The sequence below is a fragment of the Caloranaerobacter longqiensis genome, from assembly GCF_050286925.1.
Taxonomy (GTDB): domain Bacteria; phylum Bacillota; class Clostridia; order Tissierellales; family Thermohalobacteraceae; genus Caloranaerobacter.
The window spans coordinates 383,179-403,648 of record NZ_JBFWFX010000001.1 but is presented as its reverse complement, the minus strand read 5'-3'; the positions used below and the strand labels follow the sequence as shown (position 1 = coordinate 403,648).

General features: G+C 29.5%; 18 protein-coding genes. All 18 read left to right on the top strand.

Annotated elements, in window-relative coordinates; translation table 11 throughout:
- Positions 1-12: 12 nt before the first annotated feature.
- The gene (fliB, locus tag AB4Y15_RS02040; protein ID WP_427338106.1) at positions 13-1,245 is read left to right on the top strand and encodes a flagellin lysine-N-methylase; all 1,233 of its coding nucleotides are present in this window, start codon (positions 13-15) and stop codon (positions 1,243-1,245) included.
- 94 nt (positions 1,246-1,339) lie between these two features.
- Entirely contained in the window at positions 1,340-1,729 is a 390-nt protein-coding gene (locus AB4Y15_RS02035; protein WP_427338105.1) for a flagellar protein FlaG, read from the top strand.
- Between the two features lie 720 nt (positions 1,730-2,449).
- A complete protein-coding gene (pseB, locus tag AB4Y15_RS02030; RefSeq protein WP_427338104.1) occupies positions 2,450-3,496 on the top strand; it encodes a UDP-N-acetylglucosamine 4,6-dehydratase (inverting) in 1,047 nt (348 codons plus the stop codon).
- Positions 3,497-3,549: 53 nt separating this feature from the next.
- Positions 3,550-4,746: a UDP-4-amino-4,6-dideoxy-N-acetyl-beta-L-altrosamine transaminase gene (gene pseC, locus AB4Y15_RS02025; protein WP_427338102.1), complete on the top strand. Its 1,197-nt coding sequence runs from the start codon at positions 3,550-3,552 to the stop codon at positions 4,744-4,746.
- Between the two features lie 8 nt (positions 4,747-4,754).
- Complete coding sequence (locus AB4Y15_RS02020; protein WP_427338101.1) at positions 4,755-5,492, top strand: cytidylyltransferase domain-containing protein; 738 nt, start codon at positions 4,755-4,757, stop codon at positions 5,490-5,492.
- Between the two features lie 16 nt (positions 5,493-5,508).
- Positions 5,509-5,961: a GNAT family N-acetyltransferase gene (locus AB4Y15_RS02015; protein ID WP_427338100.1), complete on the top strand. Its 453-nt coding sequence runs from the start codon at positions 5,509-5,511 to the stop codon at positions 5,959-5,961.
- Positions 5,962-5,992: 31 nt separating this feature from the next.
- Positions 5,993-7,042, top strand: a complete 1,050-nt coding sequence (gene pseI / locus AB4Y15_RS02010; protein ID WP_427338098.1) for a pseudaminic acid synthase — start codon at positions 5,993-5,995, stop codon at positions 7,040-7,042.
- A 1-nt stretch (position 7,043) separates the two neighbouring features.
- Entirely contained in the window at positions 7,044-7,733 is a 690-nt protein-coding gene (locus AB4Y15_RS02005; protein WP_427338097.1) for a formyl transferase, read from the top strand.
- Positions 7,726-8,409 carry a PIG-L deacetylase family protein gene (locus AB4Y15_RS02000; RefSeq protein ID WP_427338095.1) on the top strand — a complete coding sequence of 228 codons (684 nt, stop codon included), beginning with the start codon at positions 7,726-7,728 and terminating at the stop codon, positions 8,407-8,409. The genes AB4Y15_RS02005 and AB4Y15_RS02000 overlap by 8 nt, the downstream gene beginning before the upstream one ends.
- Before the next feature lies 1 nt (position 8,410).
- On the top strand, positions 8,411-9,472 hold the full coding sequence (pseG, locus tag AB4Y15_RS01995) for a UDP-2,4-diacetamido-2,4,6-trideoxy-beta-L-altropyranose hydrolase (protein ID WP_427338094.1): 1,062 nt from the start codon (positions 8,411-8,413) through the stop codon (positions 9,470-9,472).
- Between the two features lie 192 nt (positions 9,473-9,664).
- Positions 9,665-11,362, top strand: a complete 1,698-nt coding sequence (fliD, locus tag AB4Y15_RS01990; RefSeq protein WP_427338093.1) for a flagellar filament capping protein FliD — start codon at positions 9,665-9,667, stop codon at positions 11,360-11,362.
- Positions 11,363-11,571: 209 nt separating this feature from the next.
- On the top strand, positions 11,572-11,964 hold the full coding sequence (gene fliS, locus AB4Y15_RS01985; RefSeq protein WP_427338092.1) for a flagellar export chaperone FliS: 393 nt from the start codon (positions 11,572-11,574) through the stop codon (positions 11,962-11,964).
- A gap of 15 nt (positions 11,965-11,979) precedes the next feature.
- On the top strand, positions 11,980-12,465 hold the full coding sequence (locus AB4Y15_RS01980; protein ID WP_427338091.1) for a flagellar protein FlgN: 486 nt from the start codon (positions 11,980-11,982) through the stop codon (positions 12,463-12,465).
- A gap of 809 nt (positions 12,466-13,274) precedes the next feature.
- On the top strand, positions 13,275-13,805 hold the full coding sequence (gene hpf, locus AB4Y15_RS01975) for a ribosome hibernation-promoting factor, HPF/YfiA family (RefSeq protein WP_427338090.1): 531 nt from the start codon (positions 13,275-13,277) through the stop codon (positions 13,803-13,805).
- 161 nt (positions 13,806-13,966) lie between these two features.
- The gene (gene secA, locus AB4Y15_RS01970) at positions 13,967-16,702 is read left to right on the top strand and encodes a preprotein translocase subunit SecA (protein ID WP_427338089.1); all 2,736 of its coding nucleotides are present in this window, start codon (positions 13,967-13,969) and stop codon (positions 16,700-16,702) included.
- 32 nt (positions 16,703-16,734) lie between these two features.
- Positions 16,735-17,019: a hypothetical protein gene (locus tag AB4Y15_RS01965; RefSeq protein ID WP_427338088.1), complete on the top strand. Its 285-nt coding sequence runs from the start codon at positions 16,735-16,737 to the stop codon at positions 17,017-17,019.
- Between the two features lie 54 nt (positions 17,020-17,073).
- Positions 17,074-18,178, top strand: a protein-coding gene (gene prfB, locus AB4Y15_RS01960) for a peptide chain release factor 2 (RefSeq protein WP_427338087.1) whose coding sequence is annotated in 2 segments (ribosomal slippage) — positions 17,074-17,139 and positions 17,141-18,178 — 1,104 coding nt in all. Because the reading frame shifts where the segments join, the coding sequence is not laid out codon by codon here.
- 122 nt (positions 18,179-18,300) lie between these two features.
- Positions 18,301-20,418 carry a methyl-accepting chemotaxis protein gene (locus AB4Y15_RS01955; protein WP_427338086.1) on the top strand — a complete coding sequence of 706 codons (2,118 nt, stop codon included), beginning with the start codon at positions 18,301-18,303 and terminating at the stop codon, positions 20,416-20,418.
- The last annotated feature ends 52 nt before the right edge of the window (positions 20,419-20,470 follow it).

The window sequence follows — 20,470 nt, the reverse complement described above, 5'->3', positions numbered from 1 at the left end:
GAAGGATATGTAATGAAAGAAATTATTGTACCAGAATATATTAAAGATTTTAAGTGTATAGCGTCAGCTTGTGAAGATACTTGCTGTATTGGTTGGCAAGTTAATATAGATAAAAAGACTTATAAAAAATATAACAAGTGTAAAAACAAAAAAATAAAGAATCTTTTAAATAAATATATAACACGCAATCGTTCTAATCCTAATGATTTTTATTATGCCAAGATAAGGTTGAATGAAGGCGAAATATGCCCATTTTTAGATAAAGAAAAATTATGTACTATACAAAAAGAATTAGGAGAAGATTATCTTTCAGATACATGTAGTACCTATCCTAGATTTTACAATTTAGTAGATGATGTTTTAGAAAAATCAGCTACCCTTTCATGTCCAGAGATAGCTCGTCGTGCCTTATTAAATTCTGAGGGTATTGATTTTGAACAGATAGAAGAAGTAGTAGAAAGAGGCAATATCATTCAAGTTTTGAACACTAAAGAAGTAGATGCTTTTGGAAGTATAAAAAAATATTTCTGGGACCTTAGAATTTTCAGCATTCAACTGCTTAAAAGCCGTGATTACAGTATTGCTGAAAGGCTTATTATTTTGGGAATGTTTTTTGATAAAGTTCAGAAATATATTGAAGAGAATAATATAAATGAAATTCCACAACTTATAGAATATTATGTAGATAAGATTACTAGAGGAATATTTAAGAATACTATAAAAAGTATTACTCCACAACCAGCAGTTCAAATGAAGATTTTAAAAGAGCTTGCAGATGAGAGAATTTGTTTAGGAATAAATAATCAAAGGTATTTAGAATGTTTTAATGAATTTCTGGAAGGGATACAATATACTGAAAATTTAAAAGAAGAAGAAATAGTAGAGAGATATAATGAAGCATATGTAAGATATTACAAGATTTTTATGGATAAGCACGAGTATATCTTAGAAAACTATATTGTCGATTATATATATAAAAATCTCTTTCCTGTGGCTGGAAAGGAATCAGTTTTTGATAATTATGTTATGTTAGTAATTAACTATGCTCTTATTAAGATGCACTTAATAGGTATGGCGGGATATCATAAGGAAAACTTTAATGTAGAACATATAATTAAACTGATTCAATCTTTTACTAAAGTAGTAGCACATAACAATTCATTTATTGAGCATATTTATAATCTATTAAAACAAAATAATTTTATAAGTATGGCTTATATGGCTATATTTATTAAAAATAGTTGAAATTATATTTGAGTTGTGGTTATTAATTGCTAAACAATATATAGTATTTACCGATACATATTATAGAGAGATTATTTTTCAGGGGGAGATAGTATTGAGAATACAAAATTCTTTTTCTGATATGAGTATTGGTTTTCAAAATGCAAATCAAAATCTTAGAGCTAATAGTGCAGACGAAATTGAAAAAGTAAATAATACAGCCATTGACTTTGATAGAGACTTATCTTTGAGTAATAAGTCTGATTATGAATTGTCAGTCGGAGAAAGAGCTTTGATTAAAGCTATTGAAGATGCTAATAAGAAATTATTGGGAGTACGTAGTGAAGTTCGATTTAGCATACATGAAAAAACGAAAGAGATTATGATAAAGGTTATTAATACGGAAACAAAAGAAGTTATAAAAGAAATACCACCAGAAAAAATTTTAGATATGATTGCAAAATTCATGGAAATGTCTGGTATTTTTGTAGATGAAAGAAGATAGGGTAATGTAAATTAAATATGAAAGATAAGTTTAATATATCATAAAAATTGAATAAATACTTTAAATTACAGCTTTAGTTATGCAAAAATAGAAATTTAATCGGTAACATTACTAAAAAATAAAAATGGCATAAGTTCTTACTTTGTGTTAAATAAAAATTATTAAACAAATCAAATAAGTAGCACGGAGGTAAGAACTATGCCATATACAACTATAAATATTTTAAACTCAAATAAAGGGCTTGTGTCAAGCTACTGTAGGTTTTAAAAATATAAAAAGTCCCTACAATGTTATGAAATTAAGCACCACGAACAGACTTAAGCAATTCTGAAAGCCAAATCCTTTCTTTATCCACTTAGATCCATCTCTTAATAAACGTATTTTTTTCTATTTTTTCCATATCATAAGCTTCATCTAAATAATTGGCAACTTCTATCCATAAATCAGCACTATTAGAATGGACACCATTAGAATGTCTTACATTTTCAAGAGAGTATTTATCTTTATTAACAATTTTAGATAGGCAATTTAACTTTTGAAAATGCCTATCTAAAAATTATTATTTTAAAGAATTTTAAATGAGATGCCGATAAAAGTAATGAAATTATATTTACAATAAAAGAGAACTAAGATGTTCGATGTTATAATAAAAATATATAACTTTAGTACTTTCTATATTTAAAAGAATTTTTGATATTAATATGGATAGGAGGATATAGAGTGTTAAATGATAAAACAATTTTAATAACTGGGGGAACAGGCTCTTTTGGTAAGAAGTTCATTGAAATGGTATTAGATAAATATAATCCTAAAAAGATAATTATCTATTCTAGAGATGAATATAAACAAATGTTAGTAAAACAGAAGTTTAGAGATAAGTTAGATAAGTTGAGATTTTTTATAGGTGATGTTAGAGACAAAGACAGATTATATAGAGCTTTTGATGGGGTAGATTATGTAATTCATGCAGCTGCTATGAAACAAGTTCCTGCATGTGAATATAATCCTTTTGAAGCAATAAAGACTAATATTCATGGTGCTCAAAATGTTATAGACGCTGCTATAGATAGAGGAGTAAAAAAAGTGGTGGCATTATCAACAGATAAAGCTGTAAATCCAATAAATTTATATGGGGGAACGAAGTTAGTATCAGATAAATTGTTTATATCTGCTAATGCTTATTCAGGTGGTAAAAGTACAGTTTTTTCAGTAGTAAGATATGGAAATGTTGCTGGAAGTAGGGGGTCAGTTATTCCATTTTTTAAGAGTTTAATAGAGCGAGGGGAAAAGGAACTTCCTATAACTGATTTTAGAATGACTAGATTCTGGATTACACTAGAAGAGGGTGTTGAATTAGTATTTAAAGCCTTAAAAGAATCAAAAGGTGGAGAAACTTACATATCTAAGATTCCTTCTTTTAAAATAACTGACTTAGCAAAAGCTATGTTGCCAGATTGTAAGATGAAAGAAGTGGGAATAAGAGAAGGAGAGAAAATACATGAAGTAATGATTACAAAAGATGATTCTAGAACAACATATGAATACGAAAATCATTATATCATTTATCCGCATTTTGAATGGTGGGATTTTGATAAACATTTTACACCAGGAGGGAAATTGATAGAAGAAGGATTTGAATATAATTCAGGTAATAATACAGAATGGCTTAGTGTAGAAGATTTAAGAAAAGCTTTAGTTGAATTAGATTTGATGCCAAAGGTAGAGAACTGGAAGTCAGAAGTTGCGGTAAGCAAAAACGAAATGTAATAAGAAGAGATATAGATTATATTTTTGAAGGTTAAATTAAAGTAGGTGATAGAATGGTTAATACATTAGCTATAAATGGAGGAAAACCACTAAGGGAAAAGTTTTTGCCCTACGGACAGCAGTGGATAGATGAAAATGATATTAAAATAGTTATAGATACATTAAAAGGCGATTATTTAACAACAGGACCTAAAGTGATAGAATTCGAAAAAAAAGTAGCAGAGTATGTTGGTGCGAAATATGCAGTAGCTGTATCAAACGGTACAGCAGCACTTCATGCAGCATGTTTTGCAGCAGGGATAAAAGAAGGAGATGAAGTAATAACAACTCCAATAACCTTTGCGGCATCAGCAAACTGCATTCTTTATCAAGGTGGCAAGCCTGTTTTTGCAGATATTGACCCTAAAACTTACAATATAGATGTTAATGATATAGAAAAGAAAATAACTAAAAAGACAAAAGCAATAATACCGGTTGATTATACAGGACAAGCCGTTGATTTAGATTCTATACTTGAACTAGCGGATAAGTATAATCTTATAGTTATAGAAGATGCGGCGCATGCAATAGGGACAGAGTATAAAGGCAAAAAAGTCGGAAGTATATCGCATATGACAGAGTTTAGCTTACATCCAGTAAAGCATATAACTACTGGAGAAGGTGGAGTTATAACTACAAATGATGAAAAGCTATATAAAAAGCTTCAACTTTTTAGAACACATGGTATTACTAGAGATAAAGGCTTATTGGTTAATAAAGAAGAAGGTTCATGGTATTATGAGCAATTAGAGTTAGGATACAATTACAGAATAACTGATATACAATGTGCGTTGGGAATAAGCCAACTGAAGAAATTGGACATGTTTATCCAGAGAAGAAGAGAACTAGTTAAAAAATACAATCAATATTTATCTAATATAGACGGAGTGATTATTCCATTTGAAGCAGAATATTCGAATTCTAGTTGGCATTTATATGTAATTCAAATTGAACTTGAAAAATTTAAAGCTTCAAGAAAAGAAATTTTTGAAGCATTAAGAGCTGAAAATATAGGAGTCAATGTTCACTATATACCAGTATATTATCATCCATATTACCAAAAATTAGGATACAGAAAAGGATTGTGTCCAAACGCAGAAAAGTTATATGAAAGAATGATAACACTTCCGTTATTTCCTAAGATGAGTGATAAAGATTTAGAAGATGTTGTTTATGCAGTAGATAAGGTTTTAAGTTACTATAGAAAGTAGGTGTAAGCTTGAGAAAAGTAGTAGCGATAATTCAGGCTAGAATGGGTTCAACAAGGCTACCGGGTAAGGTAATGAAAGATTTATTTGGCAAAACTGTATTAGCACATGTGGTTGAAAGAGTAAAGCAGTCTAAAGAAGTAGATGAAATAGTAATAGCAACGACTACTTTAGAAAAAGATAATGTAATAGTAAAAGAAGCTGAAAAATGTGGAGTTAAATACTTTAGAGGCAGTGAAGATGACGTATTAAGTAGATATTACTATGCAGCAAAAGAGAATAATGCAGATATTGTAGTAAGAATTACATCCGACTGTCCTTTAATTGACCCGATTATAATAGATAGTATAGTAAAATTCTATAAAGAAAATGATTATGATATAGTAACAAATGCAGGAATAGATTTAAGTCAAAGAACTTTCCCAAGAGGATTAGACACAGAAGTATTTTCATTTAAAGTCTTAGAAGAAGCATTTAATAATGCAAAAGAAAATTATCAAAGAGAGCATGTAACACCTTATATATACGAAAATAGTAATAAAATCCATTATTATAAAAACGATGTAAATTATTCTGAGTACAGATGGACATTAGATACTGAAGAAGATTTTAAATTAATAAAGGAAATATATAGATATTTATATAAAGAAAAGCACAATTTTTATATGGAAGATATATTAAAACTATTTAAAGAAAAACCTGAATTAAAGAAAATTAACATCCATATAGAACAGAAGAAAGTTAAATAAAAGGTGTGAAAATAATATGAATATAAAATTAGTTCCTGTAAAAGAAGAACATTGTGATTTGCTATTTAAATGGGTTAATGATGAAACCGTTAGAAAAAATTCTTTTAATACAAATGAGATTGATTACGAACAACATAAAAAGTGGTTTGAAAATAAAATTAAATCTTCAAATACATTTATTTATATATGCTATATTGATAAAAAAATCCCTATAGGACAAATAAGGGTAGATATGGAAGATGGTATAGGATTTATAGATTATAGCATAGATAAAAAGTATCGAGGACAAGGGTATGGTACTAAATTGTTAAAGGAAATAGTGAACAAGTTTAAAAATGAAGTTAGAAATATACGAAGGTTAGTAGGAAAAGTTAAGATAGAAAACATTCCATCACAAAAAGCTTTTGCAAAGGCTGGATATAGACATGAGAAGAAAAATGATTATATTGAATATTATATAGATTTGTAAAAAAGATATTTAGACATCGAGGAGGATATTCATGAATAAAACAATAAAAATAAAAGACAGATTAATAGGCGAAGGACAACCGACATATATAATAGCAGAGATGTCAGCTAACCACGCAGGTGATTTTAATAGAGCAATAGAGATTATACATGCTGCAAAGGAATCAGGAGCAGATTGTATTAAAATACAGACTTATACACCAGATACAATGACAATAGATTGTGATAATGAATATTTTAAAATAACAAAAGGAACATGGAAAGGGGAAAATCTTTATAGTTTATATAAGAAAGCCTATACCCCATGGGAATGGCAAGCAAGATTAAAGGAAGAGGCAGATAAAATAGGAATAGATTTTCTCTCTACTCCCTTTGACAAAACGGCAGTAGACTTTTTAGAGGAACTAGGAGTACATTTTTATAAAATAGCTTCATTTGAAGTAGTTGATATACCATTAATAAAATATGTAGCCTCAAAGGGCAAACCAATTATCATGTCAACTGGAATGGCAACATTAGGGGAAATAGAAGATGCAGTAAATGCGGTAAAATCACAAGGTAATGAAAATTTATGCCTACTTAAATGTTCAAGTGCATATCCAGCAGTACCAGAAGATATGAACTTAAAGACAATCAAGTATTTAGAAGAAGCCTTCGGAGTAATTGCTGGATTATCAGACCATTCATTAGGTTCAGTAGGAGCGATAACTGCAGTAGCCCTTGGAGCTAAAGTAGTAGAAAAGCATTTCTGCATAAGTAGAGAAATCGAAAATCCAGATTCATCTTTTTCAATGGAACCCCATGAATTTAAGAAAATGGTAGAAGACATAAGAGCAGCAGAAAGAGCTATAGGAAAAGTGAGCTTTGAGGTTTCAGAAAAGGAAAAGATAAATAGACAATTTAGAAGATCAATATTTGTTATTAAAGATATTAAAAAAGGGGAAGTATTCACAGAAGAAAACGTAAAAGTGATAAGACCAGGGTATGGACTAGCTCCTAAGTACTATGAAGATATATTAGGGAGAACAGCATCTAAAGATATAGAAAGAGGAACACCTATTGATTGGAGTATGGTGATTTAGTATGAAAATTATTATAGCAACTATTAAGTCTTGGAATATAAAAAATGCAATTAAATTTAAAAAGGAAAATAAAAATATAGAAACTTTTATTATTACTGATAAAAATGATTTAACTTATGAAAAAGTAAAAGAAATAGACCCTAAATATATCTTTTTTCCACATTGGTCGTGGATTATTCCACAAAACATATATGATAACTTTACATGTATAGTATTTCATATGACAGATTTACCTTTTGGTAGAGGGGGAAGTCCTCTTCAAAATTTAATTGAAAGAGGCATAGAAAATACAAAAATTTCAGCTATAAAAGTAGATGGAGGAATAGATACTGGAGACATATATCTAAAGAAAGATTTGAACTTAAATGGTACAGCTGAAGAAATATACATTAGAGCATCAAAAATAATTTTTAACGATATGATTCCAGAAATCATTGCCAAACAACTTATTCCAAAACCACAAAAAGGAGAAGTAGTTGAGTTTAAAAGGAGAAAACCAGAACAAAGTGAGATAAAACCTGAGCTTACAATAGAACAAATATATGATTATATTAGAATGCTCGATGCCGAAGGATATCCAAAGGCTTTTATTAAGTTTGGGAAGTATAGATTAGAATTTTCAAGGGCAAGTTTTAAAAGTGGGAAAATAATTGCTGACGTTGAGATAAAAGAGGTGGAAAGCCATGAGTAAAATACTAGTAATAGCTGCACATCCAGATGATGAAATATTAGGTGTAGGTGGTACAGTAAAGAAACATGTTAATAAAGGAGATATAGTCGATTGCCTTATCTTAGGGGAAGGTATGACATCTAGAGGAAAAAAAAGAGAAGATACAGATAAAAAGATATTAGATAAACTTCATGAAGATACATTAAATGCAGCAAAAATAATTGGATATAGAAACGTATACTTTTCTAATCTACCAGATAATAGGTTTGACTCAATAGACTTATTAGACATAATTAAAGAAGTAGAAAAATATGTAGATATGTTAAAGCCAGATATAATATATACACATCATTATGGAGATTTAAATATAGACCATAGAAAAACATTTGAGTCAGTAATAACAGCATGTAGACCTGTTGGAGAATATAGTGTAAAAGAGATATATACTTTTGAAACACCTTCTTCTACAGAATGGAATTTTAAGTATGAAGATAATATTTTTAAGCCAAATGTATTTATTGATATAGAAGATACAATTAAAGATAAACTTGACGCAATAGCCTGTTATAAAACTGAAATAAGAGATTATCCACATCCAAGGTCATTAAAAGCATTAAAAATTATAGCTCAGAGATGGGGAATAATAGTAGGAAAGAAATATGTAGAAGTTTTCGAATTAATAAGAAAGGTAGATTAATATGCATTCAGTTGCATTCAGAGCAGATGGTGGCTTAAACATAGGTATGGGACATATAATGCGCTCATTATCATTAGCAAAAGAATTTAGAAGAAATGGATATAAAGTTTTCTTTATAAGTAAATACAAGGGCGGAATAGAAAAAATAAAAGAAGAAAATTTTAACGTTATTCAACTAAAACATAGAGAGATAGAGAACACAACTGGTTTTAATTATGGGAATCCTGAAGAATTAGATAAAGAAGCAGAGGAAATAAACAGTATTATTAAGCTATATAAAATAGATTTACTTTTCATAGATACTTATAATGTCACAAAAGAATATTTTTTAAAAATAAAACCCCATGTAAAAAAACTAGGATATATAGATGACTTAAATAAATTTGTATATCCTGTCGATATATTAGTAAATGGTAATATAACAGCAGAATATATGAATTACAAGAAATATTCAGAAAATGAAATAATGTTATTAGGACCTAAATATAACTTAATAAGGGACGAGTTTAGAAATCTTCCAGAGAGAATTGTAAAAGAAGAAGTAGAAGAAATTATGATTACAACAGGCGGTTCAGATCCACATAATATGAGTGTAAAATTATTAAATATGATTTTACAAGATAAAGAACTAAAAAATTTAAAGATAAATGTTATTGTTGGAAATAGCTTTACTAATAAAGAAGAATTGAAAAACATTAGCAGGGAAAATAAAAATGTTATATTACATGAAAATGTAAAGTATATGTCAAGAATTATGCTAAGGTCTGATATTGCTATATCTTCTGGTGGAAGCACATTATATGAATTATGTGCATGTGGAACCCCTACATTAGCTTTTATATATGCAGATAATCAAGAGTTTATTGTTAAGAAAATGGATGAGCTGGGATATGTGAAAAGTTTAGGATTGTATAATAAGTTAAAAGTTGAAAAAGTATTAAAAAAAATTCATCTTATAAAAGATGATTTCAATTTGAGGATAAATTATATTAAAAAACAACAACTTTTAGTCGATGGAATGGGAACTAGTAGAATAGTAGAGATTTTAAGTAAAATGCTTTAATTAAGCTACGATAATTTGGTAAGAGAGTTTTATATACTATCAGAGATGATTAAAATATTGAGTTTAGTATAAAATAAGATATTAATACATTAAAGTTTTTCTTCTATATTGTCGATAAAAAATATAGAAAGTGTAAGGTTGTAAAAGATGATATTAGAATTCTCCTAAAAGGAGTTTCGAGGTGGTGTTCAAATGAGTAATCTTAGAATTGGTGGTTTAGCTTCTGGTATGGATATAGACCAGATAGTAAGCGACCTTATGAAAGTAGAAAGAACAAAGGTAGATAAATTAGAACAAGACAAGCAGTTGCTTGAATGGAAACAAGAGTTGTATCAAGAAATAAATTTAGATTTTGCAAACTTTATTTTGGATACTAAAAAAGAGTTTGGATTAACTACAACAACGTCTACAGGGACATTAGTAAATAAATCAGTTAGTAGTTTGGATTGGGTAAAAAGTGCAACATCTTCAAATGAAAGCATAGCTACAGTTAGTGCAATTTCAAGTGCGGTTAGAGGTACTTATAGTATAACTGTTGATAGATTAGCAGAAAATTTTTCTGCAGCAAGTAGTAGTAATATATCAAATGGGGATACATCAAATATAGCTAGCCAGTTTGGTTTAGCTGCAGGTGATAAAATAGAATTTACTATTACAACTAATACAGGGCAAAAGACATTTACATATACTAATTTGGATACAGTATCTTTAAGCGATATTGTTAGTGACATTAATAGTGCAAATTTAGGTGTAACAGCAGTTTATGATAGTACAATTGATAGATTTTTCTTACAGACTGATAATACTGGTTCATCTAATTGGGTTGAAATAACAGATACAAGCACTGATTCAGGAGGAGGAAACTTAAATTTTATAACAGGTGCAGGCAGTTTACTTAAGTTGACTTATGATAATGGTGGAACGCCAACAAACCTTACAGATGGTATAAGATATTCAGGTGTAGATGCCCAGATAGACTTTGGTGAAGCAAAAGATATTGTAATGAATTCAAATCAATTCACAATAAATGGAATAAATTTCAATTTAAAGTCTACTGGTAGTTTTACAGTTCAAGTGGACACTGATGTAGATGCAGTATACAATAAAATAAAGACTTTTGTTGAAAAATATAATGAAATTGTTGAAAAGGTAAATACTAAACTTACAGAGAAGAGATATAGAGATTATCTACCGTTAACTAAAGAGCAAAAAGAAGAACTATCTGAAAAAGAAATAGAACTTTGGGAAGAAAAAGCTAAAAGTGGACTTTTAAGAAATGATTCGATATTATCAAGAACTATGTATAATATTAGAAGTGGATTATATGAACAGGTTTCTGGGGTTACTGGTTCTTATGATCAGCTTACAGAAATAGGTATAACAACTGAAAGTTATATTGCTGGTTCTACTGGTGGTAAATTAGTAATTGATGAAACTAAGTTAAAGGCAGCTATACAAAATGATGTTGATAGTGTTTTAGAATTATTGTTTAAAGAACCTAGTAAAGAATTAATGACTAAATCAGAAAGTGATATGACAGCTGCTGAAATTCAACAAAAGAGAAGTGAGAGTGGTCTTATAAATAGACTTTATGATAATATGATTGCTGGGATGAAAGAGATAATTAATAAATCAGGGCCTGGAGATTATTCTGAAACTTTCAGGAATGTAAAATCTAATATGTTAATTGATTTTATAACTCAATATAGTGGTATAAGTATGTTAGAAAAAGATATTTCTGATATTGATGAGAGAATTGATGATATGTATGACTATTTAGATAGTATTGAGGATAGGTATTGGAGACAATTTACAGCGATGGAAAAGGCGATTTCACAAATGAACCAGCAGAGTATGTGGTTGATGTCGCAATTTGGTGGAGGAATGTAGGCATAAAGAATGCAAAGCATTCTTTATGAATTTAAAATCAAAAATGTAAAATTGAAAATAAAAATACAAATGCAATAATGATGGAATAACGCATAGTAGCTTCGAATTCATTCGAAGCTTCAAATTATATATAAAGTATATATAATGATGAAGCAATCAACATTAAATGGTCAGATCTGATAAAGAATTTTATGGAAGGATGAAAAATTATGGAAATGAAAAATCTATATGCACAGTATCAGCAAAATTCAATAATGACAGCAACTCCTGAAGAATTGACTTTAATGCTATATAATGGAGCTATAAAATTTATAAAACAAGGTAAGTTATTTATAGAACAAAAAGATATACAAAATGCCCATAATTCTATAGTTAGAGCTCAAGATATAATTAGCGAGTTAAATATTACTTTGAACATGGATTATGAAATATCTAAAAATTTAAGAAGTTTATATACATTTATTTTGGACAAGTTAATGGAAGCTAATATAAAAAAAGATTCAAAAATCTTAGAAGAAATATTGCCTATTGTAGAAGATTTAAGAGATACTTGGAAAGAGGCAATGAAATTAGCAAGACAAAATAAAATGGCTGCTAAATAGTTAGGAGCTGATAAAGTGTCAAGCGATTTGGTAAAAGAACTTATTAATCTTAGTGAAATGAAACTATCTTTAGTTAAAGAGATATTAGAAATTACTGAAAAGCAGTCAGAGTGTATAAAGAATAATGATATCAAAGAGCTCCAGAATTATATAGATATAAAACAAAAAAGAATAGATGAAGTAAATAAGATAGATAGTATTTTTATAGAAAAGTATGAAGAATTTAAAGTGATAAATAAAATAGATTCTATTGAAATGATTGATGTTAAAGAATATCCTCATTTAAAGCATCTTAAGGAAACAATAAATAAGATTTTATTAACATTAAAAGAAGTACAAGTAATAGAAACTGATAATAACGAAAAAATTAAAAATGAATTTGATAATCTTAAACTTAAATTGAAGAATATTAAGCAAGGTAAAAAGATTGTAAAAGAATACGACAATGCTTATAAAATTAGAAATATGAATAGTTCGATATTTATTAACATAAAAAAATAAAAAAATCTTCGGTTTATATCCCTCAGGCAAAAACCTGAGGTGTTTTTTTATCTACTACCTATCATTTCAATATATTGTATATAAAAAAGATGAAACTACTATCAAAAAAATAAATATAATTGTAAAAAAATTTCATATTATGTCTAAAATCAGATAAAAAAGCAAAAAATTTTTTTTGTCCACTATATATGCACATAGTTTTCAACAATAAAACATGTACAAATATACTTTTTCCACAGACTTATCAACAATATCCACAGAATAATACATATTTTATCCACAAATTATTAATAATTCTATTGTGGATAAGCTATATTAATATTTATACAACTAACTGTATATTGAAGAATTAATGAATATATTTGTACTAATAAATAGAAAAATATAAATTATTGTCTAATAAGCTTGCAGCTATCGGTTTATTATTTATATCAAAAATTTTTCTTTTAAAAATTTTTTGTTAATTACTCAGCATATGTGGGTATCATAAGAATATAAAATTTTAAATGACAATTAATTTAAATAAATTAAGGTAGATTTTGTTGAAATTCATTACGGAAATTATATTCAAAATTGTATATAATTTTAACAAGGAATATAATTTCCTATGAATTATAAAATATATTAAAGGAAAGTTTTTGGGGGGATTTAACGACTCTGGCATGTAAACATGCCAGACGAAGTTTCAATAAAATCAACATTAAATCTTTAAAATATAGGATTTTATTATAATTTCCTATGGATTAAAAAAACTTAAGGTAGTATTTGTTTTTTAACAACTTATATAAAGTGAAAGGGGTTGGAAATACATGAAAATCATAGTAAGTGGAAAAAATATAGAGGTTACAAATGCCTTAAGGGACGTAGTAGAAAAGAAGATGGAAAAGTTAGATAAGTATTTCCATAAAGATGTTGAAGTACATGTTACAATGAATGTTGAGAAAAATAGGCATATAATAGAAGTTACTATACCTTTTGAAGGTGGTATTATTAGAGCTGAAGAAGAAAACAGTGATATGTATACTTCAATTGATAAGGTGATAGATGTTTTAGAAAGACAGATTAGAAAGCATAAAACTAAATTACAAAAAAGAAATCGTAATGGAAAAACAATAAGATTTGAAAATATAATACCTTTAGAAGAAAATCAAAATAATGAGCCAAAGATTGTAAAGACTAAACGTTTTGCTATTAAACCTATGGATGCTGAAGAAGCTGTACTACAAATGGAGCTTTTAGGTCATAATTTCTTCGTTTTTAGAAATGCGGTAACTGATGATGTAAATGTAGTATATAAAAGAAAAGATGGAAATTATGGTTTAATAGAGCCAGAGATTTAAATTAGAGTGTAGAAGACGGTGGAGATTACTTTCCACCGTTTTATTTATGTGTCGAATAACGAATAGCGAATGACGAACGATGAAAAACACTTCTCTTGTCCCTTACAAATTTTAGTGATAAAATATAAAGATAAGGTAAAAATAACCGAAGGGTGATGAAAGTGAAAGGACTATTTAAAAAGATTTTTGGAACTTATAGTGAGAGGGAAATTAAAAGATTAAACCCGTTAGTTGAGAAAATAGAATCATTAGAAGATGAAATGAAGAAACTTACAGATGCACAATTGAAACAAAAAACTCAAGAATTTAAAAATAGATTGGCAAATGGAGAGAGTTTAGATGACATTTTACCAGAAGCTTTTGCAGTTGTCAGAGAAACTGCTGATAGAGTTCTTGGTATGAGACATTATAGGGTTCAGCTAATAGGTGGTATTGTTCTTCACCAGGGAAGGATAGCTGAAATGAAAACAGGTGAAGGTAAAACTTTGGTAGCTACTTTACCTGTTTATCTTAATGCTCTTACAGGAAAAGGAGTTCATGTAGTAACAGTAAATGACTATCTAGCTAAAAGAGATAGAGATTGGATGGGTAAAATTTACGAATTTTTAGGATTATCTGTAGGTTGTATAGTTCATGGATTAGATAATAAGGAAAGACGTAAGGCTTATAATTGCGATATAACATATGGTACAAATAATGAGTTTGGATTTGACTACTTAAGAGACAACATGGTTATATATAAGAGTGAAATGGTTCAGAGAGAATTAAATTATGCAATAATAGATGAGGTTGACAGTATTTTAATAGATGAGGCTAGAACTCCTCTTATTATTTCAGGAACAGGGGATAAGTCAACTAACCTCTATTTCGCAGCTAATTCTTTTGTGCAGACATTAAAGGGAACAAAAGTAGATCCAAATGAGAAAAAAGACCGTTTCAATTTTGAGATAAAGGAAGAAAAAGGGGATTTTGTTATAGATGAAAAGGCACGTACTGTAACGCTTACTGAACAAGGTGTAAAAAAGGCAGAGAAATTCTTTAATATAGAGAATTTAGCCGATCCTGCGAATATGGAGCTAATGCATCATATTAATCAAGCTTTAAAAGCACATAATCTTATGAAAAGAGATAGAGATTATGTAGTTAAAGATGGAGAAGTTGTAATAGTTGATGAATTCACAGGGAGACTTATGTTTGGTAGAAGATATAGTGATGGTCTTCATCAGGCGATAGAAGCTAAAGAAGGTCTTAATGTAAGAAGAGAATCAAAGACTTTAGCAACTATAACATTCCAAAATTACTTCAGGATGTATAAAAAGTTGGCAGGAATGACTGGTACAGCGAAAACGGAAGAAGAAGAGTTCAGAGAAATATATGGCATGGACGTAATAGAAATACCTACAAATAAACCAGTTATTAGGATAGATTATCCTGATGTTGTATATAAAACTGAAGAAGCCAAATTTAAGGCAGTTGTAAAAGAGATTAAAGAGAGAAATGCGAAAGGACAGCCTGTTCTTGTAGGTACTATTTCTATAGAAAAATCTGAAATATTAAGTAAAATGCTTAAAAAAGAAGGAATAAAGCATGAGGTGTTAAATGCTAAGCATCATGAGAGAGAAGCTGAAATCGTTGCTCAGGCAGGTAGATATAAAGCTGTAACAATTGCAACAAATATGGCAGGTAGAGGAACTGACATTGTTCTAGGTGGTAATCCTGAATTTTTAGCTAAAAGTGAAATGAGAAAGAGAAATTATAGTGAACATATAATTTCTCTTGCAGATAGTTTTGAAGATACTGATGATCCAGAAATTTTAGAGGCAAGAAGGGTGTACAAGGAAATATTAAATAAAACTAAAGAGGCTTTAAAAGATGAGCAAAGAAAAGTAATTGAAGCTGGAGGACTTCATATTATAGGTACAGAAAGGCATGAATCACGTAGAATTGATAATCAGCTTAGAGGACGTTCTGGACGTCAGGGCGATCCTGGTTCTTCTAGATTTTATATTTCACTTGAGGACGATTTAATGAGGCTATTTGGTAGTGATAGAATTAAAGGCTTGGTTGAATCTTTGGGTATGCCAGATGATGAACCTTTAGAGCATCCTCTGCTTTCAAAGTCAATAGAGACAGCACAGAAAAGAGTGGAGGCTAGGAACTTCAATATAAGAAAACATGTTCTTCAGTATGATGATGTTATGAATAAACAGAGAGAGGTTATATACGCTGAAAGAAGAAAGGTTCTAGAAGGAGAGAATATTAAAGAGCATATAATTTCTATGGTAGAAAATATTGTAGATACAGCTATCAGCATTTATACAGCTGATGCTAAATATCCTGAAGAGTGGGATTTAAAAGGCCTTGAAGACTATTTGGCAAATATATTTTTACCTAAAGGAATGCTTAAAATAGAAAATTTAGAATCTTTAACTAGAGAAGGTTTAAAAGATATAATAATGGATTTAGCTACAAAGCTGTATAAACAAAAGGAAAATGAAATAGGAGAAAAGCAGTTAAGAGAACTTGAGAGGGTAATACTGCTTAAAGTTGTAGATACTAAGTGGATGGACCATATTGATGCTATGGATCAATTAAGACAGGGTATTGGTTTAAGAGCGATGGGGAACGAAGACCCTGTTAGAGCATATCAGATTGAAGGATATGATATGTTCCAGGAAATGATAAAAAACATTCAAGAGGATACAGTAAGATATTTATTTAATCTACAACCTGCTGAAAAAATAGAAAGAGAAAGGGTAGCTAGAATAACTAATGTAAGTCATGGAGATAGTGGCAAACCTAAGACTATTGTTAAAGGTAAAAAAATAGGAAGAAATGACCCATGTCCATGCGGTAGTGGAAAGAAGTATAAGAAATGCTGCGGAAAGAATGTTTAATAGGTATTAGATAGTTGATTGGGGGTGGTAAAGTGGATGATAAAACTTTTGAATTATTGGAAAAGATGTATGTAGAAATATTGGAAATAAAACAAGATGTTAAGAGTAATGCAAAAGCGATAGCACAGAATGCAAAAGCAATAGCTAGAGTAGAAAGTATAATCGAAAATCAGATTGAGAAGAAAATAGATGCACTATTTGACGGCTACAAACAGAATTCAGAAAGAATTATTAGATTAGAAGAAAAAGTCGATAAATTAATAGATAAAGTTGAAAGGCAAGAAGTAGAGATAAAAGTAATTAAGACTGGATGTTAGAAATGTAAAATTAGTCAACAATCGATATCTACTAATGAGAAGTGAGGTGTTATAATGCTAGATTTAGCAGAATTCAGAGATAAGGTATCTAGTTTTAGAGAGCAAATACAAGAAATAGGTGTTTCTCTTTGACATAGAAGGGTTAGAGGATAAAATAAAGAAACTTGAAGAGGAAATGGCAAAACAAGATTTTTGGAATGATCATAAAAGAGCTCAAAAAGTGGCTCAGGAGCTTAAGAATATAAAAGATAAAGTGAAAGAATACAAAGATATTATTAAGGAAATTGAAGATGCCGAAGTGCTTTTAGAATTAGCTCAAGAGGAAGAAGAGTTATCTTTAATAGATGAGATAAAAGAGACAATTGATAGTATCGATAAAAAAGTTAACGATATAAGGATAAAAACCCTTCTTAATGAGGAATATGATAAAAATAATGCTATATTATCGATACATTCAGGTGCAGGTGGATTAGAAGCTCAAGATTGGGCACAGATGCTACTGAGAATGTATCGAAGATGGTGTGAAAGGAAGGGTTATGTTGTTGAGGTTTTAGATATATTACCAGATCCAGAAGCTGGGATTAAAAGCGTAACTCTACTTGTAAAAGGACTCAATGCTTATGGGTATTTGAAATCTGAAAAAGGAGTCCATAGGCTTGTTAGAATATCTCCATTTGATTCATCTGGAAGAAGGCATACGTCTTTTGCATCGGTTGATGTAATTCCAGAAATAGAAGATGAAATAGATATAGAAATTGCTCCTAATGAAATAAGAATTGACACATATAGAGCAAGTGGTGCTGGAGGTCAACATGTAAACAAGACTGAATCGGCTGTTAGGATAACTCATATACCTACTGGGATTGTCGTTCAATGCCAAAACGAAAGATCCCAGCATAGCAATAAAGCAACAGCTATGAAGATATTAAAAGCTAAATTAATGGAATTAGAAAGACTTAAACAGAAGGAAAAAATTGAAGACCTGCAGGGTGAGTACAACCAAATTGCTTGGGGTTCTCAAATAAGGTCTTATATATTTCACCCATATAATCTTGTAAAGGATCATAGAACCGGTGCAGAAGTTGGAAATGTGAATAGTGTTATGGATGGGGATATAGATTTTTTTATAAATGAATATTTGAAGTCTAAAGCTAGATAAGTCACCAGATTTTCTGGTGGCTTTGTTCTGTTGTAAAACAAAAATATTCAGAAAATAAAGAGGATTATGTAAAAAAATGTAGAATATAATAATGAAAATTTAAAATAAGGGGTGTTATTTGAGTGGGGTTATTTAAGAAGAAAAAATTAAAACTTACTTTTTCAAAAAAATTATATAAAAAAGATAAAAAGAAATCATTAAAGGAAAAAAGTAAATTGTTGTTTAAAAGGGTAAAGAAGGGTAAAAAGAAAACTTCAAGAAAGCATAGAATTAAAAATCAAATAATGGCGATTGTTTTAATCCTTACAATAATACCTATTGTTTCTGTAGGATTGATAAATTACTATTCCCAAACTAAAAGCATAGAAAAGAGTATAGAATCTACAAATCTTACCATTGCTAAATCTCTCGCAAAGCAAGTAGATATATTTATTTTAAGTTCTTTTGATATTTTAGATACTTTGACTGCAACTCATGATTTTATGAATATGAGTGAGTTTGATTGTTCAACTGTACTAAATTCTACAGTAACTAAAATAGACCAAATACAGATGTTATACATATACGATATGCAAGGTAATGAGATTATATCTACAGCTAATAGAAAAGATAAGAAGAATGTAAGTAAAGAAGAATGGTTTAAGAAAGCTTTAAATGGAGAAAGAGCTATTTCTGATTCTTATATCGATGAAACTAATAGGCTTTCTGGAGTAAATATAGCTATGCCTATAAAAAATATATTTGGGAAACAGACAGGTGTGATAGTTGCAAAAATAGCGTTGAATGATTTAGTGGAATTATCAAAAGCACATAAGATTGGACAAACTGGTATAGCTTACATAGTTGATAGAACAGGAGTTGTAATTGGTCATCCTAAGTTTAGAGAAAAGGTATTGAATAGATTTAATGCAAAAGAGAATGGAATTGTAGGTGCAATTAAAGCAATTAATGGAGAAACAGGTGTTGAATTATCATATAAAAACGATAAAGGAGTAGACGTAATAGGAGCATATACAGTAGTACCTTCAACTGGTTGGGGTGTTATAGTTGAGCAAAATAAAGATGAAATAGCACAAAGCTATCTAAAAGATTTATATAGAACATTGTATATTACATTAGCTGCAGTTGTTTTAGCTATTATATTTACATCTATTGCTGCCAAAATATTCTCAGATCCTATTGTAAAATTAGTAAATGTAGCAAATAGAATTAAAGACGGAGATTTGACTAAGAGAGCAGAAGAAAATGCCAAAAATGAGATTGGAGACTTACAGAAAGCATTTAATCAGATGCTTGATGCATTGCATATGATAATATCCAATGTTCAAGCTGCTGGGGAAGAAATAAATACATCTTCTGAAGAATTAAAAAATAGTGCTGAGCTTACTGTTAAATCTTCAGAAGAGATTTCGAAGATTATTGAACAAGTTGCTGCAGGAACAGAAAGACAGCTTAGAAGCGTAGATGAAGCTGATGAGGTTGTAAATAAAATGGCAGAGAGTGTGAAAAATGTAGAAGATAAAACTAAATATATTTTACAAGCTGCAAATATTGCTTCAGATATAGCTAAAGCAGGTTCTGATGATGTAAAGATGTCAGAAGAAACTATGAATTTAATTACGAAAAGGGTTAGAGAATCAGCTGAGAAATTGAAAAAATTAAAGCAACATACAATGGAAATTGGCAATATAGTTACATTTATTGATAACATATCAAAACAGACTAATCTTTTAGCTTTAAATGCTGCTATTGAGGCAGCAAGAGCAGGTGAATATGGAAGAGGTTTTACAGTTGTTGCTGAGGAAGTAAGACAACTTGCGGAACAGACAAGTAGTGCTTCAAACGATATAGTTAAGATAGTAAATGAGATACAAAATGAGATGAATGAAGTTGTAAAATCTATGGATGAGGGAATAAATGAAGTGGACAGAGGAAGAGAGATAATTAATAATACGACAAAGTTCTTTAACAATATTATTGCTGAAACAAATAAAGTATCTAATATTGTTGAAGAGTTTTATGGTATAGTAGAAGAGCTATCTCAAGAAATGAATGAAATAGAAACAGCATTTGTTCAAGTTGGTGAGATTTCTCAAGAAACCGCTTCAGGAACTCAAACTGTATTAGCAAGTACAGAAGAGCAGCAGTCAATTATTCATCAGATAAATGAGTCTGCTGAAAAATTACGTGATATGGCTTATAGATTGGATACGTTGATAAAAGGGTTTAAGTTAGAATAGATGGGAATGTATGCGGCTTTTAGCCGCATTTTGTTTGTTGACAAAGCGTGTG